Source organism: Mesorhizobium sp. M0208 (assembly GCF_040322015.1).
Classification (GTDB): Bacteria; Pseudomonadota; Alphaproteobacteria; order Rhizobiales; family Rhizobiaceae; genus Mesorhizobium.
The window spans coordinates 55,003-78,457 of sequence record NZ_JAMYSP010000006.1; the positions used below are offsets into that span (position 1 = coordinate 55,003).

Below are 23,455 nucleotides of genomic sequence, written 5' to 3' on the forward strand. Positions count from 1 at the left end.
GGCAGGCGAACAAGGGATTTCAAGCATGGATCTGAGCGATCTCGTCAGCGTTCCGGCAATCATGCCGGCGTTGAAGGCGAACTCCAAAAAGCAGCTGCTGCAATTGCTGTCCGAACGGGCGGCGGCGATTTCCGGCATTCCGGAGCGAGAGGTGTTCGACACCATCCTGCAACGCGAGCGGCTCGGCTCGACCGGCGTCGGCAACGGCATCGCCATTCCGCACGGCAAGCTGGCTGGGGTGAAGCGGATCACCGGCGTCTTTGCCCGGCTGGAGACACCGGTGGACTTCGAGGCCCTCGATGATCAGCCGGTCGACCTGGTGTTTCTGCTTTTGGCTCCCGAAGGTGCCGGCGCCGACCACCTCAAGGCGCTGTCGCGCATCGCGCGGGTGCTGCGCGATGCCGACACGGTTGCCAAGATCAGAGGCACGCGCGACGCCGTGGCCATCCACGCGCTGCTGTCGGACACGCAGGCCTCGCACGCCGCCTGAGGTTTTGATTAAATCCCTTGAAGGGCCGCCCTGTGCGGCCCTGTCCGATTCCAACCAGATCGCTGCGCCATATGTGTCAGTTGATGGCGCCGTTGTCAGTGGATAACGACGTTAGTGGATAGCGACCGGGGTCAGATCGTTTTCCAGCGCGCCAGCCAGTGCCCGGTCGCGAGCGTCCGAAAGCAGGATCGGCTGGCCATTGGCGGCAAACAGGGCCCACAGTTCCAGACCCGGCGCGATTTCGCCGAGGCCCGGGAAACGGCCGCGCAGATCGTCGCTCGACACTTTCCTGAGATAGGCTACCGAACCTTCGCCGAGATGGGCGAACTCGCCGCTGGTCATGATGATATTTTCGTTAGTTCTGGTCATTTCAAGCCTCCTTGCCGCGAGACGCCGCTCAAGGCCATCCCGCATGAGAGCTATCGGCAAAAATCAGTCTTTCACCGATATGTTTATTTTTCGTACCAGCCGTTCGGACTCCGGCCGATCGAGATCGATCGACAGAAGGCCGTTCTTCAATTCCGCCGCAATCACCCGCATGCCGTCGGCCAGCACGAAACAGCGCTGGAACTGGCGCGCGGCGATGCCGCGGTGGAGAAATTCGCGCTCGGTGTCGTCGTTCTGACGGCCGCGCACGACCAACTGGTTCTCCTCCGTTGTGACATCGAGATCGCTTTCCGCGAAACCGGCGACGGCGAGCGTGATACGCAGCCTTTCGGTTTTGCCGTCGGCACCGCTGAGGCGCTCGATGTTGTAGGGAGGATAGCTGTCACCGGACTTTGCCAAGCGCTCCAGCGTCTTTTCCATGGAATCGAAACCGAGGAGAAGCGGGCTGGAAAAAGGCGTCATTCGGCTCATGTTACAGTGTCCTCTCAAGAGCGACATAAAGTGGAAAAACCCGGATGGCATTTTTCCCGATGGTCTTGATATGGTCCGCCGCCCGGCAGACTTCAAGCCGTCACACGTCCCGCCCAAAAAGACTTGCCAAAACAAGGAATTGAAATGCCCCAATCCCGCAGGATCATCATCGACACTGACCCCGGCCAGGACGATGCCGTCGCCATATTGCTGGCGCTGGGCAGCGCCGAGCTGGAGATCGTCGGCATCACCGCGGTGGCCGGCAACGTGCCGCTGAAACTTACCGAAAAAAACGCCCGCAAGATCTGCGAACTGGCCGGCCGGACGGACGTCAAGGTCTATGCAGGCGCCATCCGGCCACTGGCGCGCGAACTCGTCACCGCCGAGGAAGTGCATGGCAAGACCGGCCTCAACGGACCGCAACTGCCCGAACCAAAGATGAAGCTGCAGGACGAGTATGCGGTCGATTTCATCGTCGAGACGCTGATGAGGGAGGAGAGCGGCACGATCACGCTGTGCGCGCTCGGGCCGCTCACCAATGTTGCGCTGGCGCTGATCCGCGAGCCCAAGATCGCACCGCGCATCAAGGAGATCGTGCTGATGGGCGGCGGCTTCTTCGAGGGCGGCAATGTCACGCCGACCGCCGAATTCAACATCTATGTCGACCCGCACGCCGCCGATGTCGTGTTCAAATCCGGCATTCCGATCGTCATGATGCCGCTGGACGTCACCCACAAGGCGCTGACCACCGCCAAGCGCACGAAGGCCTTCCGCAAGCTCGGCACCCGGGTCGGCACGGCCACCGCGGACATGCTGGAATTCTTCGAACGTTTCGACGAGGAAAAATACGGCACCGACGGCGGCCCGCTACACGATCCTTGCGTCATCGCCTACCTGTTGAAGCCGAAGTTGTTCAAGGGCCGCAACTGCAATGTCACTGTGGAAACCGCATCAGAACTTACCATGGGCATGACCGTGATCGACTGGTGGGGCGTGACCAAGCGGCCGAAGAACGCCATGGTGATGCGTGACATCGACCACGATGCGTTTTTCGAGCTGTTGCTGGAAAGGCTGGGGCGGCTTTAAGGGCCGGCTTTCATCCCCCCTTGATGGGTTGGGCGGAGTGCCGTCATTGCCAAGCTGGAACACCCCTCATCCAACCGAGCTTCGCTCGGCCACCTTCTCCACAAGGGGAGAAGGGAAAGGTGCCGTTACTTCGCCTTGGAAAATGCCAGCCACAGGCCGCCGCCGACCAGGAAGCTGCCGCTGATCCGCGACAGCAGCTTGACGCGGCCGGCCGACAGCAGGCGCCCGGCGCGGCCGGCGGCCAGCGCGTAGGTCGAATCCGACACTGCGGCGAAGATCATGGCGGTGAGACCCATGACGCCGATCTGTAACGCGTAATTGCCTTCAGGCGCGATGAACTGCGGAAAGAAGGCGCCAAAGAACACCAGCGTCTTTGGATTGCTGATTGCTACCAGCAGGCCTTGCAGGAAAAAGCCACCGCGCGGTTTTTTTGCCGATCCATCGGCGTTCAGCTTGCCTTTCGAGCGGAACATCTGCACGCCCATCCAGATCAGGTAGGCAGCGCCAATCAGCCTGACCCACTCGAACCAATGTCCCATGCCGGCGATCAGCGAAGTCAATCCGATGCCGACAATGGCAATCATGATGGCCAGCCCGGCCTGGGTGCCGGCGACATTGGCGAGCCCGGCGCGCGAGCCGTGGCGTATGCTGTTGGCAATGATCAGCGTCACCGTCGGGCCCGGCACCAGGACGATGACGATGCAGGCGACGACATAGGTGGCGTAGAGTTCCAGCGACATTTTTCCCTCCGCAGAATGCCGCTCGTGCGGCGTGCTGTCGCGATCAATGCATGGCGATGAGTTGCGTGCAAGTCGGCGAAGCGCCGACAATGCGGAGCTGATTTCAGCAGGCGCCGGCCTGCCATGGCAGCGTTGCCTCATAGGCGGCAGCCGCCCTCAGCACGGAGGGGTCACCGCGCGGCCGCCCGATCAATTGCATGCCCATTGGCCTGCCCCTGGAGTCGAAGCCCGCCGGCACATTGATCGCCGGGCAGCCGCCCAGCGTGGCGAGCGCTGAGACCTGCATCCAGCGGTGATAGCTGTCCATGGCACGCCCGGCCACTTCCCTTGGCCAGAGGGTGGCGACGTCGAAGGGAAAGACCTGTGCGGCTGGCAGCGCAATCAGGTCGAAACGCTCGAAGAGCGACAGCAGCATTCGATGCCAGGACGAGCGCCTCACAGTTGCCGCATGGATTTGCGGCGCGGTGAGGCGAAGCGCATGTTCCACCTCCCACACGGCCTCCGGCTTCAGCAGACTGCGTTTCAAGGGATCATCGTAGTGCACCTTGAGCGCACAACCGCTGCTCGCCTGCCGAAGCGTTACAAAGGCCTGCCACAGCGCTTCGAAGTCGAATTCCGGCATCAGCGGCTCGGCCTCGAAGGTCACATCCGCGAACCGGCCGAGTGCTGCCTCGCAAAGCTGTAGAATGCCTGCTTCAACCGGCAGATGGCCGCCGAGATCGCCGAGCCAGGCGATACGCCCTCCGGCCGCCGGCGTTTCCACCCCTTCGAGAAACGAGCCTGGCTTATCATGCGACAGCGGCGCGCGAGGATGATAGCCGGCCTGCACGTCGAGCAGCAGCGCCATGTCGCGCACGTTACGCCCCATAGGCCCTTCGACGCCCATCTGCGCATGAAACACATCAAGGTCAGGGCCAGCCGGCACCAATCCCTGCGACGGGCGGAAGCCATGGACATTGTTGTAGGCAGCGGGATTGCGTAGCGAGCCGCCAAAATCGCTGCCATCGGCAACGGGAACCATGTCGAGCGCCAGCGCGACCGCCGCACCGCCGCTCGAGCCGCCGGCGGTCAGCGCCGGGTCGAATGCGTTGAGCGTCTGTCCGAACACGGTGTTGTAGGTGTTGGAGCCGAGCCCGAATTCGGGAACGTTGGTCTTGCCGATGATGATCGCGCCGGCCTTGCGGACGCGCTCGACGAAGAAATCGTCTTCCTCAGGCACGAAATCGACGAAGATCGGCGAGCCGAAGGTGGTTCTCAGGCCTTTTGTCAGCGCAAGATCCTTAATCGCGATCGGCAGGCCGAACAGCGATCCGGTATCTCCTCCTCGCGCCAGATGGGCGTCAGCGTTGTCGGCCTCGCGCAGGATGTCGGCATGTTCGCGCAATGACACGATAGCGTTGACCAGCGGGTTCACCGCCTCGATCCTGTCGAGGAATGCCGCGACCACTTCGCGCACCGAAAGCTGCCGGTGCCTGATCTTCTCGGTAAGCTCCACGGCAGACAGGCGGCAGATGTCGCCGGCGGGCGGTACCGCATGCTTCGTGGTCGGGCGCACGGCTGTCATACCGCTTTAGCCTGCGGATTTCTGCAGGGCGACATCGACATCCCTGGCCAGCGGGATGGCCGGCTGTGCACCGGCTTTCAGGCAGGCCAGCGAACCGGCGGCGGCAGCGCGGGCAAGCGCCTGGTCGAGCGGCAGGCCGGCTGCCAGCCCGGCTGCAAAATAGCCGCAGAACGTGTCGCCGGCGCCGACCGTGTCGAGCGGGGTGATCTTCAGCGCCGGAACCATCAGAAGATCGTCCGGCGTTGCCGCCAGAACGCCGTCCGGGCCAAGCGTGACGACGATGGTGCGGCCGGTTCTCGAGGCATAGTCGCGCATCCGCGCCGGGCGGTCGCGGCCACTCAATGACAGCGCCTCGCCATAGAGGTCGAACTCGGTTTCGTTGGCGACGAGATAGTCGGCCTTGCCGAGGAAGCCGGCAGCGTCGCTGTGGAAAGGTGCGGTGTTGAGCACTGTGATCGCGCCGGCCGTCCTTGCCGCGTCGAGTGCTGCCTCGACGGTCTGCAGCGGGATCTCCAGTTGCAGCAGCACGACGTCGCCGTTTTTCAGGAAGGCCTTGGAAAGGTCACCCGGCACGACCGAATCATTGGCGCCCGGCACGACAGCGATCACGTTCTCGCCGTCGGCGCCGACCATGATCAGCGCAGTACCGGTAGAGGCAAAGGTCTCGCCGACGCCGGACAGGTCGATCTTGCCGTCGCGCAGCAGCGCCAGAGCCTCGCTGGCGAAGCTGTCCTTGCCGACTGCGCCGACCATGCGCACCTTGGCCCCGGCGCGGGCGGCGGCCAGCGCCTGGTTGGCGCCCTTGCCGCCGGGAGCAGTAGCGAAACCGGAGCCGCGCACCGTCTCGCCGGGACCGGGCAAGCGGTCGACACTGGCGATGAGGTCGAGATTGATGGAGCCGATGACGACGATCAAGAAGTGCCTCCCGCTAGCGCATGCGGGAAGCTACTCCGTAAGATCGCTGCTTGTCACCCTAGCGGTCCTTACATCGCTCCTATCGTTCCATTCTTTGGCTATTCACGAAGAGACCTGTCCCGCCTCCCAGCCGAGGATGGCGCGTTTGCGGGTCAGGCCCCAATGGTAGCCGGTGAGCGCACCGGACTTGCCTAGAGCCCGGTGGCACGGCACGACAAAGGACATCGGATTGGCACCGACCGCGGCACCGACAGCCCGGCTGGCGCTCGGTGCGCCGATGCGCGCGGCGATCGAGGAATAGGTGCAGGCCTGGCCCATCGGAATACGCAGCAAGGCTTCCCAGACGCGGACCTGGAAGTCGGTGCCGATCATGACGACGCGGAGCGGCTGGTCGGCGCGCCACAGCGTCGGATCGAAAATACGCGCGGCATAGGGCGCCGTTGCAGCCATGTCCTCGATATAGCTAGCGTTCGGCCAGCGGCTGGACATGTCGGCAAAGGCCGCACGCTCGCCGCCCGGATCGTTGAAGGCGAGGCCGGCGAGGCCGCGGTCCGTCACCATGATCAGCGCGATGCCGAAAGGTGAGATATGATAGCCGTAGCGGATGGTGAGCCCGGCGCCGCGGGTCTTGTAGTCGCCCGGCGACATCGCTTCGTGGGTGACGAACAGATCATGCAGCCGGCCTGGACCGGACATGCCGAGCTCGAACGAGGTTTCAAGCAGCGGCATGCCGGCATCGAGCAGCTTGCGCGCGTGATCGAGGGTAACGGCCTGCAGAAAAGCCTTGGGCGACAGGCCGGCCCAGCGGGTGAACAGCTTCTGCAGCCCGGTCGGCGTTTCGCCGACCTCCTCGGCCAGCACTTCCAGCGAAGGCTGGTCGCGATAGTCGAGGCTGATCTTTTCGATGGCACGACGGACGATTTCGTAGTCACCGCCTTCAGGCGTGATGTCTTTCTGAAGGATTGCTGTCGTTTTGAGAGGCATTTGGGCGTTCATGGCAGTATCTCCTTGCGTGCGAATATCGTCCTTCGCGGCGGCGATCACCACCCGAAACTTGCTTTCCCGCAGCATGTACCCAGATAGAGCTGACTTTGAATGGGGAGGACGGTCGTGGCTGGTGAAAAGGTAAACCTGACCGGGGCAAAGGAGACTTTGCTTTTGACACTTTACGGCAAGGCGCTGGAGAGCCGGCTGCCCAATTCGCTGCTCAGGGACTACTTTGCCGACGAGGCGGTGCGCAACATCGATTATGATTTCTCACGGCTCAAGGTCGACAACAATCTCGGCATCGGTCTAGCAATCAGGGCAAAGACGCTGGACGTCTGCGTTCAGGACTTTCTCGCCCGAATCCTGCTGCATCTGGGGTGTGGGCTCGACACGCGCATATTCCGTATCGACCCGCCAGCCGGCGTGGACTGGTTCGACGTCGACTATCCCGAAGTCATCGACCTCAGGCGCAGGCTCTATCCCGTGCGGGATCGCTACCACCTGATCGCTTCGTCGCTCACCGAACCTGGATGGCTGAACGAAGTACCTCGGGATCGCCCGGCCATAGTCGTGGCGGAAGGCCTGACTCCCTACCTGGCCGCCGAGGACGGGCAGCAACTGTTTTCTCGTTTGGTGGGACATCTTTCGAGCGGCGAACTGGTTTTCGATGCCTATAGTCGCCTGGGCCTGAAGATCATTCGCCTCAATTCCTCCTTCCGCGCCACCGGCGCCGAGGTCCATTGGAGCATTGAGAACCCGCATGAATTGGAGCGAGCCGTTCCGAAGCTGCGGTTCATCGAGGACATCCCTGCCTATAAGCCGGAACATGCCGCTCGCATGCGCTGGCTCGCGAAACTGTTTGTTCGCTTTTGGAAATACATTCCAGCATTGCGCAAGATCGGCAGGCTGTTGCGCTATCGGTTCTGAAACGCTGGCTCAGCGCGCCTTGGCGGTCGCCAGAGCGCGCGAAAATGCGGTGGCAAAACTCTCGCGGTCGTCGGGGTTGAGAAAGGCGCCGATCGAGACGGTTTTTCCTTGCGCCTCGACCGCCATTCTGGTGATGCCGATCTCGGCGTGGCGGGCGATCGAAAAGCGTGCCCAGAACGGATTGAAGCGGTGTGATTCCGATTTGCCTGACGGGGCAGTCTTGCGGATATCGAGGCTGGTGCGCGACACCGACACCTCCTCGCGAGCCCGGGCGGCGCGATAATTCGCACGGAAGGCGATATAAACGCCGATCACGTCGAGGCCGAAGAAGCCGAACACCGGCCAGGCGCCGCGCGACAGAAAAAACGCTCCGGTCACCAGCCACCCGAACAGCAGTGCGCCCATCAGGATGGCAAAGCCGGTCTTGCCCAGCGACCGGTGCGGTGTCAGCAGCGCCTGGAAGAATGGCTCGTCGGCCTGAAATGAGGCGTTTGTGTCGCTCATTGGGGAATATTATAGGAAGGCAATGACAAGCCCCAAGCCCAAAAACTCTTCCGCGCTCAAAAAAGACCTGCTGCCCGGCCGCCGCGATGACTCGAACGCCAAGCCGCGTCCGCGGCCGGCGAGATCGCGGGCGCTTTACAGCCCGGCCGAGGTGCATGAGATTTTTCGCCGTTTTTCCGTTCAGCGGCCGGAGCCGAGAGGCGAACTCGAACATATCAACCCCTTCACGCTGCTGGTGGCAGTGGTGCTTTCGGCTCAGGCAACGGACGCCGGCGTCAATAAGGCGACGCGGGCGCTGTTCAAAATTGCCGACACGCCGCAAAAGATGCTGGCGCTGGGCGAGGCCAAGCTCGGCGACCATATCCGCACCATCGGGCTATGGCGCAACAAGGCCAAGAACGTCATCGCGCTGTCCGAGGCGCTGATCCGTGACCATAGCGGCGAGGTGCCTGAGGATCGCGATCAACTGGTCGAGCTGCCGGGTGTCGGCCGCAAGACCGCCAATGTCGTGCTCAACGTCGCCTTCGGCCAGCACACGATGGCAGTCGACACGCACATCTTCCGCATCGGTAACAGGCTCGGCCTGGCGCCGGGCAAGACGCCGGAACAGGTAGAGCAAGGTTTCCTGAAGATCATTCCGGATGAATATATCCGGCATGCGCATCATTGGCTGATCCTGCACGGCCGCTATGTCTGCAAGGCACGCAAGCCGGATTGCCCGGCCTGCGTCATCGCCGATATCTGCAAGGCCAAGGAAAAGACGACCAGCGTGCCTGCACCACTGGTCGAGATCGGGCCGCTCGGGCCAGTGGAAGCAGCTCAGGACCGAGCAGCGGCAACCACTGCCCGCTAGCTGAATCTAAAGTTCCTTTTATGCGGCGACATCCATGTTCAGGAACTCTCCTCGACGAACACCTCTTCGCGCTTCTTCTTGACCGCGGGGAGAAAGACGATGACGAGCACGGCGAGCGCGATGAGGAGCAGGCTGGCGCTGATCGGCCGCATCACGAAGGTGCTTGGGTCGCCGCGCGAGAGGATCATGGCGCGGCGCAGGTTTTCCTCAAGCAGCGGGCCGAGCACGAAGCCGAGCAGCAGCGGCGCAGGTTCGCAGCGCAGCTTGGTCAGGAGGTAGCCAAGCAAGCCGAAGAAGGCGACGGCATAGAGGTCGTAGACATTGGTGTTGACGCTGTAAACGCCGATCGAGCAGAACGCCATGATGATCGGGAAGAGCACGTAGTAGGGGATGGTAAGGAGTTTCACCCAGAGCCCGATCAGCGGCAGGTTCAAGACAATCAACATCAGATTGCCGATCCACATCGAGGTGATGATCCCCCAAAACAGCGCGGGCTGTTCGATGGCGACATTGGGGCCGGGCACGATGCCCTGGATGATCATCGCGCCGATCATCAGCGCCATTACCGGGTTGGCCGGAATACCGAGCGTCAGCATTGGGATGAAGGAGGTTTGGGCGCCGGCATTGTTGGCCGATTCCGGTCCGGCGACGCCTTCGATGGCGCCCTTGCCGAATTCCCCCGGGTTTTTCGAGACGCGCTTTTCGACGGTGTAGGACGCAAAGGCGGCAAGGATCGCGCCGCCTCCGGGCAGGATACCGAGTGCCGAACCGATGATCGTTCCGCGCACGATGGGAGCCGCCATGCGGCGAAAATCTTCTTTACCCGGCATAAGGCCGGAGATACTTCGGATCAGCACGGAACGCTCATGCTCGTTTTCGAGGTTGCGCAATATCTCGGCGACGCCGAAGACGCCGACCGCCACCGCGACGAAATTCAGCCCGTCGGCATATTCGCGGATACCGAGTGTGAAGCGGGGCGTACCGGTGTAGATATCGGTGCCGACAAGTCCCAGCAGCAGGCCGAGCACGACCATAGCCAGCGCCTTGACGACCGAGCCGTGGGCGAGCGCGACGGACGAGACCAGGCCGACGATCATCAGCGAAAAATACTCGGCCGCGCCGAATCTCAGCGCTATCGCCGTCAGCGGTGGGGCAAAGATGGCGACGAGGAAGGTCGACACCGTGCCGGCAAAGAACGAGCCTATCGCCGCGGTCGCCAGGGCTGCTCCGGCGCGGCCGTTCCTGGCCATCTGATAGCCGTCGATTGCGGTGACGGCCGACGAGGATTCGCCGGGCATGTTGATGAGAATGGCGGTGGTCGAGCCGCCATACTGCGCGCCGTAATAGATACCGGCGAGCATGATGAGAGAGGAAACCGGGTCGCCAATCTGGAAGGTGATCGGCAACAGCATGGCGATGGTTGCGGTGGCACCGATGCCGGGCAGGACGCCAATCAGCGTGCCGAGAAGGACGCCGATCAGGCAGAAGCCGAGGTTTGCCAAAGATGTGGCTGTCGAAAAGCCGAGTGCGAGGTTGCTGAGGAGTTCCATTTCATCTCCTCACAACGATAGGGGCAACCACGGGCCGAAACGCCGGAACGGCAGGCCGAGGGCGTAGCTGAAAACGACGAATGCGAACAGCGTCAGGCCGGCCGACAGCACGAGTGCGGTCAGCGGCCTCATGCGGCCGCTACCGAACGATGCGATCAGCGCCGTCAGGAAGATCGACGGGATGAAGCCGAGGCCGCGCACCGTCAGGCCGAAGAAGATCGGAGCAGGCAGGATAAACAGCATGCCGCGCCACGCGATGTAACCGATCGGCTCGCTCTCGAAACGCACCGCTTGGACAAGGATGGCGGCGCCAAGCAGGATCAGCACGATCGCCAGCACCAGCGGGAAATAGCCCGGCCCCATGCGAAAGGCGGTGCCGATTTCGAGGCCCAGCGACTGCAGCGCGAAAAAGGCGCCAATAAAGACCAACAGCGCGGCGCATATGCCGTTGGTCCTGTCGATTGCGAAAGGTTTCATTGCGTCCTCCCGGCTCGCCTCATGGGCGTGCCGATGCCGGTGTAAAAAAACGGGGCGCTGATGGCGCCCCGTTAGAACCTTTAGTCGGCGTACTGGCCGGCCGCTTCGATGATCGGCTTCCAGCGCGCGATCTCACTTTCCAGCTTAGCTTTGAGCGCGGCCGGCGTGGCATCGGCCTCCGGCGACGGCTTGGTGCCGAGTTCGGCAAATCGGGCGACGACATTCTGGTCCTTCAGCGCCACCTGCAGCGATTTCGAAAGGCGTTCGGTGATCTCGGCCGGTGTGCCCTTGGGGGCATAGATTCCGTGCCAGATGCCGACCTGCACCTGGGGAAGGCCGGCTTCTATCGTCGTCGGCACGTCCGGCAGCACATCGAGGCGTTGTGGCGAGGTTACGGCATAGGCCTTGATAGTGCCGCCCTGGATCTGCTTGGTGGTATTGGTCGTCTGGTCGCACATGATATCGACCTGGCCGCCGAGAAGATCGGTCATGGCCGGGCCAGTGCCCTTGTAGGGTACGGTGACCAGCGGCGTGCCGATGGCGCTCATGAACAGCATGCCGCACAGATGCGAGGCGGCACCGATCCCGGCATTGGCAACGGTGATGCTGTCCTTGTTGGCCTTGGCATAGTCGACCAGCCCCTTCAGATCGGTCGGCTCGAGGTCCTTGCGGCCGACGATGGTCATCGGCACCTCGGTGACGAGGCCGACATATTCGAAGCCGTTCAGTGTGTCGTAGGCGAGCTTTCTATAGAGCGTAGCACTGGTAGCCATGCCGATGTGATGGAGGAGCAGCGTGTAGCCGTCAGGCTCGGCATTTGCGACGCGGCCGGCGCCGAGCGTGCCGCCGGCGCCGCCGACATTCTCGACGGTGACCTGCTGGCCGAGGTCTTTCGACATAGCTTCCGCGACAAGACGCGTGACGGTGTCGGTCGGGCCACCGGCCGAAAACGGCACGACAATGGTGATGGTGCGTTCGGGGTAGGTCTGCGCGCCAGCGGCCGACGGATAAAGCATGGCGGCCGCAGCGGCAGCCAACGCGGCGATGAGTTTTCGCATCGTGTTTCCTCCCAGGATATGATTGCCAACCGCTGCGCGGGTTCCTCTAAACCGACTGTAGATAGAGCAATAACTAGCGCAACCCGACAAATGACAATCGCGCTCAAACGGCAAACCGCACGTTTCTCTGCGCAAATGAGTGGCAAGGTTGGGCCGTGCGATGCCCTTCCTCCAACCTATTCTAGTAGCCGTAGCCGCGCGCCATCGCCGCCGCGAACACCGGGATCAATAGGAAGATCGATGCCTCGGTGCGGACATAGGTGCGAACGGACGCCAGCTCCGCCGCAGGAACCTGGTAGCCGGGACTGATGCTCGCCTGCGTGTTCCAGGATAGGAAACGGATGGTCGGGATAATCGACAACAGGCCGACAATGGCGAAAGCGGCCATCTTTGCCCAGAACATCCAATTGTAGACGTAGAATTCCCAGCCTTTCAGACCATAGACGACGCGGCCGATGCCAACGACGATGATCAGCATGGCAATGATGCCGTAGTGGCGGTCGATGCCGACGAGCCGCTTCAGCGTCGCGGCGGACAAGTCGCTGCGGATCAGGACGAATTCGGCGCCGATGATGCCTGCCAACGAAAACACCAGCAAATGATGGCAGATGGCAAGCACAAGGTCGGTGGTGTCCATGCTGTATTCCCTCTGTCGGGCGGCAGCGCCGAACCCAACGCGCCTGAACCAATACCGGAGAAAAACTAACACCGCCTGGCAGGATTCACATCAGCCTGGAAGATGATCTACACAGCCTTGGCTCTTGTTTTTCACAACGGATTTGGATTTCCCGTCTCGTGCGTGTCGCTGTCCCCCTTTTGGAAGACCTGCATTAGGCACCGGCAACACAAACGAGACATGACCATGGCCAGTCCGCATACAATTGTCGCCCCAGTGCTTGAGACCTCGCGCACGGTCCTGCGGCCGCACCGGCTTGACGATTTCGACGCCTATGTCGCTATGTGGGCCGATCCCGTCGTCACCCGCTTTATCGGCGGGAAGCCGCGCACGCGGGAGGAAAGCTGGATGCGCTTCCTACGCCACGCCGGCCTGTGGTCGCTTCTGGGCTACGGCTTCTGGGCGATCGAGGATAAGGCGACCGGCTGCTTCATCGGCGAGGCCGGCTTTCACGATCTGAAACGCGACATGACGCCGTCGATCGAGGGCATTCCGGAGACCGGCTGGGCTCTGGTTTCGGGCGCGCATGGCCACGGGTTGGCCAGCGAAGTCGTCGCACGGGTGCTTGCCTGGGGCGACGAGACGTTCGGCGCCGCGAAGACCGTCTGCATCATCGATCCGGAGAACACCGGATCGCTGAACGTCGCGGCAAAATGTGGTTACGGCGAAGTGCTTCGAACCGTCTACCAAGGCAAGCCGACCATCCTGCTGGAGCGGCAGCCCTGACGGGCGCCGTCTGGCGTCTGCCTGCCACGTCGTCCGGCGTCAAGTTCGCCTGCCTGAAGATCGCACAGTCCGATTGTGCCGCATGCGGCGTGTTCTGTCTTTGACAGGAGGACGCAAACTCTGCATGAATTTTATCGAGCGGGTCTGAAATCAGGCCACGTTTCTGGCAGGCACCGGAGGAGGTGTCGCGATTTGGAGGAATCCCATGCTGAACAGACGCCGATTCTTGATGAGCACCGCGGCAGCAGGTGCTGCCGGACTCACGGCATCGCATTTTGTCCCCGCCTTTGCGCAGGACGCGCCGCAGCTGCAGATTTTCGTGCCGGCGGCGCCGGGCGGCGGCTGGGACCAGACGGCGCGCGCCATGGACCAGGTGCTGCGCAGCGAAAAACTGATTTCCGGGTCGCAGATCACCAATGTCGGCGGCGCCGGCGGTACTGTCGGCCTGCCGCAATTCGTCAACCAATGGAAGGGCAAGGGCAATGCGCTGATGGTGGCCGGCATGGTCATGGTAGGCGCCATCATCGCCAACAAGGCGGCCAACAACCTTACCGAGGTCACGCCGATCGCCCGCCTCACCGGTGAGTTCGAGGCGCTTGTGGTGCCGGCCGCCTCGCCGTTCAAGACGGCCGCGGACTTTGTCGCGGCTCTCAAGGCTGACCCGACGCAGGTTCCGGTTGCTGGCGGTTCGGCCGGCGGCTCGGACCATATATTGTTCGGCCTCATCGCCAAGACCGTTGGTGTTCCGGCCACCAATCTTTCCTATGTGCCGTTCGCCGGCGGCGGCGAGGCGCTTTCGGCGCTGCTCGGCAACCAGGTCGCGGCCGGCATCTCCGGCTACGGCGAGTTCGCCGAACAGGTCAAGGCGGGTGCGCTGCGGCTGCTGGCCATCTCCGCGGACAAACGCCAGGAGGGGATCGATGCGCCGACGATGAAGGAAGCAGGCATCGATGTCGAGCTGTTCAACTGGCGTGGCGTCTTCGCACCGCCCGGCGTCTCGGACGCCGACAAGGCAGCAATGATCAAGCTGATCGAGACCATGGCCAAGAGCGACGCCTGGGCCACCGAATGCAAGAACCGCAACTGGACGCAGATCCTGCTTACCGGTGACGATTATGCGAAATTCGTCGCAGAAGACACGGCCCGCATCGGGACGATCCTCAAGGACCTCGGTCTAGCGTGATGCTCTCGGCAAGGGGTGGCAGCCTGCGCCAACCCTTGCCGACTTTCGCTAGCCGCATGGACATACGCGGCGCCGGAGGTGAAACTACGCCAAGATCGGCCGGGTGAGACCGGTCCAAGGAGAACCGGCCCCAAGGGACCGACATTGGGAGGACGATGATGAGCACCAGCGACCAGCCGGCGCCGCCGCGCCTTGCAGTGCCCGAACTGCTGATCGGCGTCGGGCTCCTCGCCTGTGCGAGTGCGGTTGCCTGGCAGACGCTGGCAATCCCGGTGTCGCCGCTCTATTCCAAGGTCGGTCCGACCGTCTTTCCCTACATCACCATGACCGGCATGGTGATCCTGTCGCTGCTGCTCATCATTGCCGCCTTGCGGGGCGGCTGGCAGCCGGAGGACGAAAAGGCGACGCCGACCGACTGGAAGGCGATGGGCATCGTCGCCCTCGGACTGATCGCCAACCTCGTGCTGATCCAGCCGCTCGGCTTTACCGCGGCATCTGTCATCATGTTCGTTCTCATCTGCCACGGTTTCGGCAGCCGGCGCCCGCTGCGTGACGTGCTGCTCGGGCTGATCCTGGCGCTTGCCGCCTATTTCGGCTTTGCCAGGGCGCTCGGCGTCAATATCGGCGCCGGCTTCATCGAAAACCAGCTGAACGCGATCGTCGATTCGCTCGTCACCATGCTGAGGGGCTGACGCCATGGAAACGCTCGGCCATCTCGCGCACGGATTTTCGGTCGCCTTCTCGCCGATCAATCTCATATGGTGCCTGGTCGGCACCACGCTTGGGACTGCGATCGGCGTGCTGCCCGGCCTCGGACCGGCACTGACCATAGCGCTGCTGTTGCCGATCACCTATCAAGTGGCGCCGGAGGCGTCCTTCATCCTGTTTGCCGGTATCTATTACGGCGCCATGTATGGCGGCTCGACGACATCGATCCTGCTCAACACGCCTGGCGAAAGCGCCACCATCGTCACCGCGCTCGAGGGCAACAGGATGGCCCGCTCCGGCCGTGGCGGTGCGGCCCTGGCGACCTCGGCGATTGGTTCCTTCGTCGCCGGCACGCTGGGCACGATCGGCGTTGCCTTTCTGGCGCCGATCGTCGTCAAATTTGCGCTGGCCTTCGGCCCGGCCGAATATTTCTCGCTGATGGTGCTGGCCTTCATCACGGTTTCGGCGGTGCTCGGCTCGTCGTCGGTACGCGGCCTGACCAGCCTGTTCGCCGGCTTCGTCGTCGGCATGATAGGCGTCGACCTGCAGACGGGGCAGCCGCGCTTCACCTTCGGCATGAGCGAATTGCTGGATGGCGTCGACGTCATCGTCGTCGCCGTTGGCCTGTTCGCCGTTGGCGAGACGCTTTACATGGCCTCGCGCCGCTATGCCGGCAAGGACGACATCGTGCCGTTGAAAGGGTCGCTCTACATGACCGCGGCCGAATGGTCGCGCTCGTGGAGGCCATGGCTGCGCGGCTCCCTGATCGGCTTCCCGATCGGCGCCATGCCGGCCGGCGGTGCCGAAATCCCGACCTTCCTCTCCTATGCCATCGAGAAGAAACTCTCCAGACACAAGGACGAGTTCGGCACCGTCGGTGCCATCGAGGGCGTTGCCGGACCGGAAGCAGCCAACAATGCATCCGCGGCCGGCGTGCTGGTGCCGATGCTGACGCTCGGCCTGCCGACCTCGGCGACGGCCGCAATCATGCTGTCGGCATTCCAGAGCTACGGTATCAATCCGGGGCCGCTGCTGCTGACGACGCAGGCCGACCTAGTGTGGGGGCTGATCGCCAGCCTGTTCATCGCCAACGTCATCCTCGTCGTCCTTAACCTGCCGCTAATCGGGCTTTGGGTGCGATTGCTGAAGATCCCGGCGCCGCAGCTGTATGCCGGCATCCTGGTGTTCGCAACAGTCGGCACCTACGGCATCTCGCAATCGCCGATCGACCTCGTCATCCTCTATCTGCTCGGTGCCGCCGGTTTCCTGATGCGGCGTTTCGATTTTCCGACCGCGCCGGTTATCATCGGCATGATTCTCGGGCCGCTTGCCGAAACGCAGTTCCGCCGCGCGATGACCATCTCGAACGGCGATTGGACGGTGTTCTACAAGCATCCGCTGTCGCTGACGTTGCTGACGCTGGCCTTCATCGGGCTGGTTGGACCGCATATCTGGGCCTACATCGAGCACAGACGCATGCGGGGACCGGAGCACGTGCCGGGCGATGCCTGAGCTGTTCGTGACGTCATGACAGACCTGCTTTCCGGCATCCGCATCCTTGACCTGACCAATGTGTTGGCCGGCCCCTATTGCGCCTACCAGCTGGCATTGCTCGGGGCCGACGTCATCAAGGTTGAGACGCCGCAAGGCGGCGATCTGGCGCGCCAGCTCGGCGCCTCTCCGGAGCTCAACCGGGCGGGCATGGGCGCTTCGTTCCTGGCGCAGAATGCCGGCAAACGCTCGGTGGCGCTCGATCTCAAGCAGGAGGCCGACCGCGAACGCTTCCTCGATCTGGTCGCTTCGGCCGACGCGCTGGTCGAGAATTTCCGCCCCGGCGTAATGGACCGGCTGGGGCTTGGCCATGCCAGGCTGAAAGAGGTCCGGCCAAGCCTTGTCTATTGTGCGATATCGGGCTTCGGCCAGACCGGGCCGATGCGCGACAATCCAGCCTACGACCAGATCATCCAGGGTCTTTCCGGGATTATGAGCATCACCGGTACACCGGAAACGGCGCCGCTGCGTGTTGGCTATCCGGTCGCCGATACGCTTGGCGGGCTGGTCGGGGCGTTCGCCATTACCGCCGCGCTGGTCAAGCAGAAGACGACAGGCGAGGGCGCGTTCCTCGACGTCTCGATGCTCGAATGCACGCTTTCTGCGCTCGGCTGGCCGGTGTCGAACTATCTGACGGCGGACGTCGAGCCGCAGCCGATGGGCAATGAAAATATGACGGCCGCACCGTCTGGCGCGTTTCGCACCGGCGACGGCTTGCTCAACATCGCAGCCAACAAGCAGGAGCAGTTCGTCACACTGTGCCGGTTGATCGGTCGGCCGGAGTTGGCGTCGGATGTCCGCTTTGCCGAGCGAGAAACGCGCAAGCAGAACCGCATTGCATTGAAAGCGCTGATCGAGGATGCCTTGACGAGCGGCTCGGCCGCCGCCTGGGAGGAGACGTTCAATCGCGCCGGCGTGCCGGCAGGCCGGGTGCTGACAATCCCGCAGATACTGCAGGAGCGACAGGTGATCGAGCGCGGCATGACGGCGCGGTTCCCGGCTGTGTCCGGGATGGACCAGCCGCTGACCGTGGTGCGCTGCGGCTTCATGGTCGATGGCGAGGCACCTTTGCCGAGCAGGCCGCCGCCGGCGCTCGGCGAGCATATGGGCGAGGTTTTTGCCGGCCTGCCGCCGCGTGCCAGGAAAAGAGCGAAGGCATGAGCGGAACGCAAAACAAGACTGGTCGCGCACGCGGCGAGGAATGGTGGCAGACCGGCATCATCGAGATGCGCCCCGGCGTCATCCGCCTGCGCGGCTATGAAATCCAGGATCTGATCGGCCGCGTCAGCTTTCCGGCAATGATCTGGCTGATGCTGCGCGGCGAACTGCCAAGCGAGGAGCAGGCGGCGCTGCTTGGCATCGCGCTGGGTGCTGCCGTCGACCATGGGCCGCAGGCGCCGTCGATCGCCATCGCCCGCATGGCGATCACCTGCGGCGTCGGCATCAACAGCGCCATGGCATCAGCCGTCAACGTGCTTGGCGATGTGCATGGCGGCGCCGGCGAACAGGCGCTTTCCTTCTACGGAGACATCGCTGCCGAACTGGACGCCGGCATGCCGCTTGCGGACGCCGTGTCGGCGCGGCTCGATCGTTTCCTTGCCGGGGAAAACGGCTATGTGCCCGGGCTCGGCCATCGTTTCCATCCGGTCGACCCGCGGGCGCCCCGCCTCATCGAGTTAACCCGCGACTTTGCCGCGCGCGGCATCGTCAGCGGGCGCTTCGCCGACATCGCCGAGGCGATCGAGGCCGAGGTGGCGCGGCGCAAGGGCAAAAAAATCCCGCTCAATATCGACGGCGCCACGGCCGTCATCTACGGCGAGCTCGGCTTCCCGCCGCCGCTGACGCGCGGCCTTTTCGTGCTGTCACGCTCGGTCGGCATCCTCGCACATGCGTGGGAACAGTCGCAGGAAAGCGACCGCAACAAGGGGCCGCTGCCGCGCGAATGGCTGTGGGCCTATACCGGCATGCCGGTGCGATCTTTGCCCGAGGGCGACGGCGGCAAGTGAGATTTCGGTTCAAGTGACGGCGGCAGGCGCTGTGGCCAATTCCATCCCGATCCAGTCGTGATAGCCTCGATCCTTTACTGAGCGTGATCTTTTCCGAAAGCCGGATTCTTTTTTTTGGAACTATACTCCAGCTCGGGAATCCTGACGTTCCTCACCAGCGTCGAGAGATCCGGCTCGTCGATGAGCACCGCCGCGTCGGCCGGCGCCAGCCACGCACGCTGACGCGTCTTGGATTCTTCCCAGTCGGCAAGTTCCTCGGTTACCTCCAGCAAATAGACGACGACGTCGACACGGACGAAGCGGTTCGCCAGCCGCTTCCAGTAGCAATAGGTGCCGGCCGGCTGTTTCAGTGTCTTGCCGAGAACGCCGGCTTCTTCCTGTGCTTCGATGGTGGCCGCCTTGCGGCCGCTCTTGCCCTTCATCGGCCAGCCCTTCGGTACGATGAAGCGCCTCGTCGTTCGCGATGTGACCAGCATCACCTCGACGTCGCCATGCTCGTTCAGCCGAAACGGAATCGCCGCGACCTGGCGAATCCGGTCGCCCTTCCTTGCCTTGCGTACGACCTTCTTCTTGCTGGCTGCCATTCGATAATCCAGTCGAGGCGGTGCCCAAACGGCAAGGGCAGCGTTGCAAAGTCGGCCGCTTTCAATGGGCCGCAAGCGGAGCGGTTTCACAATATATAAGTCGGCTAAATAAATGAAAGGGCCGGTCGTCAGCGGCAGGTGCTGACAAAGCCGCTCCCCGACGGCAGCAACTGGCAAGTTGGCCTCATCTGCGGCACCTCCTGCCGCTCCGGTGTTGGGATTTGGCGATCCTGGGCACGGTACTGCTGTTGCTGCTGCTGGTATTGCTGCCGCCGCAGCCTGTTCTCCAACATCTGCAACTGGTCCTGCTGGATCAACACGTTGCGGTCGGCGGGACTGACGACCTGTGCCGATGCAGCAGGATTTACGCCCGACAGCATCGCCGAAGTCAGCATTGCCGACCCTAAAAACGTCAATAGACGAAGCCGTGACATCCATTCATTCCCGCACAAAACCGATCTTTCCTTAATATAGGGCTTTTGTCCGGCGACACCATGGCCGCCGCTGACTTGAAGCGGATTGGAAGAGGCATTTCGGCTTCGGATGCTCGTCGCGTCAATCGACTTCGCGCAGCCGGTATCCGACGCCGGTCTCGGTGGTGATATAGCGGGGCTGGTCGGGCGTTTTTTCGATCTTTTGCCTGATCTGCCGGACGTAGACTCTGAGATATTGAACGTCGGTGGAATCGCCCCAGACCTGCTTCAGCAGGAATTGGTGGGTGAGAACCTTGCCGGCATGTTGTACGAGGATGCGGAGGATGTCGTATTCCTTCGGCGAGAGCTTTATCTCCTTGTCCTCGACCTTGACGATGCGCTTCACCAGATCGACGGAGAGGTCGCCGGTCTGGAACACCGGTCTCTCACCCTGCTGCTGGAACTTGTGGCGAAGCGCGACGCGGATGCGTGCGACAAGCTCGTTCATACCGAATGGCTTGGTTACATAATCGTCGGCGCCGAGTTCGAGGGCCGAGACGATGCCGGCCTCATCAGTGCGGCTGGAAAGAATAACCACGGGAATGTCCAGGCCATCATCCCGCCATTTGCGGAGCAGCTCATGCCCGCTCATGTCGGGCAGGCCGAGATCGAGCAGCACAAGGTCTGGCTTTTCCGTCTCGATGAGTTCAATCGCCGCCCTGGCGTTCGGCGCCTCGCTGATCGCATAGCCTTGGCTGCCAAGCCCGACGCGAAGCAGTTTCCGGATCGGCGGTTCGTCGTCGACCACCAATATCCTGACGTCCAGGCTCGTCATGGCAGATCGTCCATATTTTGATGGCCCGCCTCGGGTTCGCCGAGATTGGGCAGTTCCGCCGGCACCAGCTGCATCTTGATCGTGAAAACCGCCCCCGAGCGGTCGGACCTGTTTGCCGCCGAGAGCGTCCCGCCCATCGCTTCGATGAAGCCGCGGCAAATCGACAGGCCGAGCCCGGTGCCGGCACGCACCTGGTCACCCTTGCGCACACGGTAGAAAGTGTCGAAAACGCGCTCCAGGTCCGCTGGCGGAATGCCTGGTCCCTCGTCCATGATCTGCAGGATGATGAAGCCGTTATCGGCCCAGGCCTGCAGGCGGATCGTCGAACCTGGCGGCGCGTATTTTGCAGCATTATCAAGGAGGTTGAACAGCACCTGTTCGAACAGAACGGGGTCGACCCGCAACATCGGCAGATCCGATGGGATGTCGATCTCGGTCTTATGCTCGCGGACGATTTTGCGGGCCCGATGCAGAGCTGAGCCGACAATGTCGCCGAGATAGTGAAAGGCGTAGTTCGGCTCCATCGTGCCGGATTCGATCTTGGTCATATCGAGCAGATTGGCAATAAAGCGGTTAAGCCTCTCCGCCTCATCGAGCACGGTCGACAGCAGTTCCGTCCGGTCCTGCTCGGGAAGCGCGGCCTCGAAGTCCCTGAGTGTTCCGGCCGCGCCCATGATGGCGGCAAGCGGCGTTTTCAAATCGTGGGAAATGGAGGTGAGCAAGGCCGAGCGCAGACGGTCTGCCTCGGCCGCAAGCTTGGCCCGGTCAACGTCGGCGACGAGCTGGATGCGCTCGATGGCGACCGCCGCCTGGTCGGCGAGCGCATCGAGCAGACGCTGCTGCTCGGGTGTCAGCAGCGGACCTTGCTTATCGTTGTCGAGGCCGACAACGCCCACCGCCGTGCGTCCGGTTCGCAAGGGCAGATAGAGGCGTTTTGCTCCGGGCAGCGTGTCGGCGCCGCGCCCCGCGGCGCGGTTATGCTCCCAGGCCCAGCGGGCTGCTGCAATGTCGGCCTCGGCCAGCGTGTCGTCGGGTGGGTAGCCGGCTTTGACCGCAATTGTACCGTCCTCCGGCAGAAGCAGCACCACGCGCAGCTTCAGCATCGAGGCGATCTGGAAGGCAGTCGCCCAGAGAACGTCGTCGAGCGTGCCAGCACCGGCGAGCTTCTTTGAGAAGAGATAAATATCTTCAGTGGCGCGTGCCCGCGAGCGCGCAGCGACCGCCTGACGCTGCACGCGCGCTGTTAGATTGCTGGCAATGACCGCAACAACTAGGAAGACAGCCAGCGCAACGATGCTCTCCGGATCCTCGATCGTCAGCGTGTAGCGTGGTTCCAGGAAGAAATAGTTGAAGGCAATGGCGCTGATGAGGCAGGCATACAAAGCCGGCCAGAGACCGCCGGTCACAGCCGACGTCAGGACCCCAATGAGAAAGATGACCGCCAGGTTGCGGACGTCGAGAAACTGGTCGAGAAGGACGGCGAAGGCGAGCGAGCCAACAACATAGGCCGTGGCCCTGAGATAGGGCCAGATCTCGAACTGCCACTGCTCGTCCGCCGCCTTGACGGTCCTCGACGTCGCCTCGGCGTTGCGTTCGTTTCCCGAAATGACATGGACGCTGATGTCGCCGGCATTGCGGATGAGATCGTAAGTGAGCGAGCCTTCGATCAATTCCCGCCAGCGCGATCGGGTCGGCCTGCCGATCACGATATGGGTGAAGTTGTTCGCCGTCGCATGCCGAACGATGTCTTGCGCGACGTTCTGACCCGGAATGGTCGTCACCTCGGCACCGAGCTGCTCGGCAAGGCGCAGCTGCGTCGCCAGCCGATCCTTGTCCTCCTCGGGCATGGCAGCTGAACGAGGGGTATCGACATGAAGCGCCGTCCAAGGGGCGCGGAGCCGGTCGGCCAACCTCCGCGCATAACGTACACGGGCCGCCCCGCCCGGACGCGCATCGACGCAGACGAGAACCCTTTCCCCCGCCGCCCAGGGCCCGGGTATCGCGTGGGCCTGCATATGGGTCAGCAACTGCTCGTCGACCCGCTGGGCAGTGCGGCGGAGCGCCAATTCCCGGAGCGCCGTCAGATTGCCCGGCGAGAAATAGTTCTCGATGGCGCGCTGGGCGGTGCTGGGGATGTAGACCTTGCCTTCCTCAAGCCGCTTGATCAGATCGTCGGGGGTGAGGTCGATGATCTCGATGTCGTCGGCCTGGTCGATTATGGAGTCGGGGACAGTTTCCCGCACCCTGACGCGGGTGATCTGCGCCACGACATCGTTCAGGCTCTCGACGTGCTGGATATTCAGGGTCGTATAGACATCGATGCCGTGCGTCAGGATTTCCTGGACGTCGAGGTAGCGCTTGGGGTGACGGCTGCCGGCGACGTTGGTGTGGGCGAGTTCGTCGACCAGAACCAGCGCCGGGTGCCGGGCGAGGATGGCGTCGAGATCCATCTCCTCAAGGATCCGCCCCTTGTAATCGATCTCAAGGCGAGGAATGACCTCGTAGCCTTCGACCAGCGTCTGGGTTTCTTTGCGGCCGTGCGTCTCGACGATGCCGATTACTACGTCGACCCCGTCGGCCAGCCTGGCGCGGCCCGACATCAGCATCTCGTAGGTCTTGCCGACACCGGGGGCGGCGCCGAGAAATATCCTCAGGCGACCGCGCTCCTCTCGCTCGGCATGCTCGAGCAGCGCGTCGGGAGAGGGCCTGGTTTCGGCGGTGCGGCTGTCGTCTGGCATAAGGGTCAATCATGAACGGCGCCGGC

25 protein-coding genes are annotated in these 23,455 nt (G+C 62.9%); 10 read left to right on the top strand and 15 right to left on the bottom strand.

Features of this window, described 5'->3' with window-relative positions:
* The first annotated feature begins 25 nt into the window (after positions 1-25).
* On the top strand, positions 26-490 hold the full coding sequence (gene ptsN / locus NKJ17_RS08650) for a PTS IIA-like nitrogen regulatory protein PtsN (protein ID WP_352687953.1): 465 nt from the start codon (positions 26-28) through the stop codon (positions 488-490).
* A 111-nt stretch (positions 491-601) separates the two neighbouring features.
* Here ptsN and NKJ17_RS08655 read toward each other — a convergent pair whose 3' ends face one another.
* Together NKJ17_RS08655 and NKJ17_RS08660 are read right to left on the bottom strand one after the other, a co-directional pair.
* Complete coding sequence (locus NKJ17_RS08655) at positions 602-859, bottom strand: BQ00720 family protein (RefSeq protein WP_023675269.1); 258 nt, start codon at positions 857-859, stop codon at positions 602-604.
* Between the two features lie 63 nt (positions 860-922).
* The gene (locus tag NKJ17_RS08660; RefSeq protein WP_023675270.1) at positions 923-1,348 is read right to left on the bottom strand and encodes an Hsp20 family protein; all 426 of its coding nucleotides are present in this window, start codon (positions 1,346-1,348) and stop codon (positions 923-925) included.
* Positions 1,349-1,492: 144 nt separating this feature from the next.
* Here NKJ17_RS08660 and NKJ17_RS08665 point away from each other — a divergent pair, with 144 nt between their 5' ends.
* Positions 1,493-2,434, top strand: a complete 942-nt coding sequence (locus tag NKJ17_RS08665) for a nucleoside hydrolase (RefSeq protein WP_352687955.1) — start codon at positions 1,493-1,495, stop codon at positions 2,432-2,434.
* Between the two features lie 125 nt (positions 2,435-2,559).
* On the opposite strand, the gene NKJ17_RS08670 is transcribed toward NKJ17_RS08665, so the two are convergent.
* From NKJ17_RS08670 to NKJ17_RS08685, 4 genes are all read right to left on the bottom strand, one after another.
* The gene (locus NKJ17_RS08670; protein ID WP_352476410.1) at positions 2,560-3,174 is read right to left on the bottom strand and encodes a LysE family translocator; all 615 of its coding nucleotides are present in this window, start codon (positions 3,172-3,174) and stop codon (positions 2,560-2,562) included.
* A gap of 103 nt (positions 3,175-3,277) precedes the next feature.
* Positions 3,278-4,738 (bottom strand): amidase, encoded by a 1,461-nt coding sequence (locus NKJ17_RS08675; protein WP_352687957.1) that lies wholly within the window; start codon positions 4,736-4,738, stop codon positions 3,278-3,280.
* Positions 4,739-4,744: 6 nt separating this feature from the next.
* On the bottom strand, positions 4,745-5,653 hold the full coding sequence (locus NKJ17_RS08680) for a ribokinase (protein WP_352687959.1): 909 nt from the start codon (positions 5,651-5,653) through the stop codon (positions 4,745-4,747).
* Positions 5,654-5,755: 102 nt separating this feature from the next.
* Positions 5,756-6,649: a methylated-DNA--[protein]-cysteine S-methyltransferase gene (locus tag NKJ17_RS08685; protein ID WP_352687961.1), complete on the bottom strand. Its 894-nt coding sequence runs from the start codon at positions 6,647-6,649 to the stop codon at positions 5,756-5,758.
* A 114-nt stretch (positions 6,650-6,763) separates the two neighbouring features.
* Between NKJ17_RS08685 and NKJ17_RS08690 the strand changes: the two genes are divergently transcribed.
* Positions 6,764-7,567: a class I SAM-dependent methyltransferase gene (locus NKJ17_RS08690; RefSeq protein ID WP_352687963.1), complete on the top strand. Its 804-nt coding sequence runs from the start codon at positions 6,764-6,766 to the stop codon at positions 7,565-7,567.
* Between the two features lie 9 nt (positions 7,568-7,576).
* On the opposite strand, the gene NKJ17_RS08695 is transcribed toward NKJ17_RS08690, so the two are convergent.
* Positions 7,577-8,071: a DUF2244 domain-containing protein gene (locus NKJ17_RS08695; protein ID WP_352506595.1), complete on the bottom strand. Its 495-nt coding sequence runs from the start codon at positions 8,069-8,071 to the stop codon at positions 7,577-7,579.
* 22 nt (positions 8,072-8,093) lie between these two features.
* On the opposite strand from NKJ17_RS08695, the gene nth reads away from it, so the two are divergent.
* Positions 8,094-8,924 carry an endonuclease III gene (nth, locus tag NKJ17_RS08700; RefSeq protein ID WP_352506594.1) on the top strand — a complete coding sequence of 277 codons (831 nt, stop codon included), beginning with the start codon at positions 8,094-8,096 and terminating at the stop codon, positions 8,922-8,924.
* Between the two features lie 38 nt (positions 8,925-8,962).
* Here nth and NKJ17_RS08705 read toward each other — a convergent pair whose 3' ends face one another.
* The 4 genes from NKJ17_RS08705 to NKJ17_RS08720 all read right to left on the bottom strand — a co-directional run bounded on the left by NKJ17_RS08705 (position 8,963) and on the right by NKJ17_RS08720 (position 12,646).
* On the bottom strand, positions 8,963-10,474 hold the full coding sequence (locus NKJ17_RS08705) for a tripartite tricarboxylate transporter permease (protein ID WP_352506593.1): 1,512 nt from the start codon (positions 10,472-10,474) through the stop codon (positions 8,963-8,965).
* Between the two features lie 9 nt (positions 10,475-10,483).
* On the bottom strand, positions 10,484-10,951 hold the full coding sequence (locus NKJ17_RS08710; RefSeq protein ID WP_352476416.1) for a tripartite tricarboxylate transporter TctB family protein: 468 nt from the start codon (positions 10,949-10,951) through the stop codon (positions 10,484-10,486).
* An 80-nt stretch (positions 10,952-11,031) separates the two neighbouring features.
* Positions 11,032-12,009, bottom strand: a complete 978-nt coding sequence (locus NKJ17_RS08715) for a tripartite tricarboxylate transporter substrate-binding protein (RefSeq protein ID WP_352687965.1) — start codon at positions 12,007-12,009, stop codon at positions 11,032-11,034.
* A gap of 181 nt (positions 12,010-12,190) precedes the next feature.
* Complete coding sequence (locus NKJ17_RS08720) at positions 12,191-12,646, bottom strand: DUF2214 family protein (protein WP_352687967.1); 456 nt, start codon at positions 12,644-12,646, stop codon at positions 12,191-12,193.
* A 225-nt stretch (positions 12,647-12,871) separates the two neighbouring features.
* Between NKJ17_RS08720 and NKJ17_RS08725 the strand changes: the two genes are divergently transcribed.
* From NKJ17_RS08725 to NKJ17_RS08750, 6 genes are all read left to right on the top strand, one after another.
* Positions 12,872-13,411: a GNAT family N-acetyltransferase gene (locus NKJ17_RS08725; protein ID WP_352687969.1), complete on the top strand. Its 540-nt coding sequence runs from the start codon at positions 12,872-12,874 to the stop codon at positions 13,409-13,411.
* 205 nt (positions 13,412-13,616) lie between these two features.
* On the top strand, positions 13,617-14,594 hold the full coding sequence (locus NKJ17_RS08730) for a Bug family tripartite tricarboxylate transporter substrate binding protein (RefSeq protein ID WP_352506589.1): 978 nt from the start codon (positions 13,617-13,619) through the stop codon (positions 14,592-14,594).
* 158 nt (positions 14,595-14,752) lie between these two features.
* Positions 14,753-15,286 (top strand): tripartite tricarboxylate transporter TctB family protein, encoded by a 534-nt coding sequence (locus tag NKJ17_RS08735; protein WP_352687971.1) that lies wholly within the window; start codon positions 14,753-14,755, stop codon positions 15,284-15,286.
* Positions 15,287-15,290: 4 nt separating this feature from the next.
* Entirely contained in the window at positions 15,291-16,814 is a 1,524-nt protein-coding gene (locus NKJ17_RS08740) for a tripartite tricarboxylate transporter permease (RefSeq protein ID WP_254816834.1), read from the top strand.
* A 15-nt stretch (positions 16,815-16,829) separates the two neighbouring features.
* A complete protein-coding gene (locus NKJ17_RS08745) occupies positions 16,830-18,014 on the top strand; it encodes a CaiB/BaiF CoA transferase family protein (RefSeq protein ID WP_352506587.1) in 1,185 nt (394 codons plus the stop codon).
* Complete coding sequence (locus tag NKJ17_RS08750; protein ID WP_352506586.1) at positions 18,011-18,859, top strand: citryl-CoA lyase; 849 nt, start codon at positions 18,011-18,013, stop codon at positions 18,857-18,859. Before NKJ17_RS08745 ends, NKJ17_RS08750 begins: the two co-directional genes overlap by 4 nt.
* Before the next feature lie 74 nt (positions 18,860-18,933).
* Here NKJ17_RS08750 and NKJ17_RS08755 read toward each other — a convergent pair whose 3' ends face one another.
* The 4 genes from NKJ17_RS08755 to NKJ17_RS08770 all read right to left on the bottom strand — a co-directional run bounded on the left by NKJ17_RS08755 (position 18,934) and on the right by NKJ17_RS08770 (position 23,429).
* On the bottom strand, positions 18,934-19,443 hold the full coding sequence (locus tag NKJ17_RS08755) for an NUDIX hydrolase (RefSeq protein WP_352506585.1): 510 nt from the start codon (positions 19,441-19,443) through the stop codon (positions 18,934-18,936).
* Between the two features lie 128 nt (positions 19,444-19,571).
* Positions 19,572-19,838 carry a hypothetical protein gene (locus NKJ17_RS08760; protein ID WP_352687974.1) on the bottom strand — a complete coding sequence of 89 codons (267 nt, stop codon included), beginning with the start codon at positions 19,836-19,838 and terminating at the stop codon, positions 19,572-19,574.
* A 160-nt stretch (positions 19,839-19,998) separates the two neighbouring features.
* Positions 19,999-20,691: a response regulator transcription factor gene (locus NKJ17_RS08765; protein ID WP_352506583.1), complete on the bottom strand. Its 693-nt coding sequence runs from the start codon at positions 20,689-20,691 to the stop codon at positions 19,999-20,001.
* On the bottom strand, positions 20,688-23,429 hold the full coding sequence (locus NKJ17_RS08770) for a DUF4118 domain-containing protein (protein ID WP_352506582.1): 2,742 nt from the start codon (positions 23,427-23,429) through the stop codon (positions 20,688-20,690). The genes NKJ17_RS08765 and NKJ17_RS08770 overlap by 4 nt, the downstream gene beginning before the upstream one ends.
* Positions 23,430-23,455: the final 26 nt, after the last annotated feature.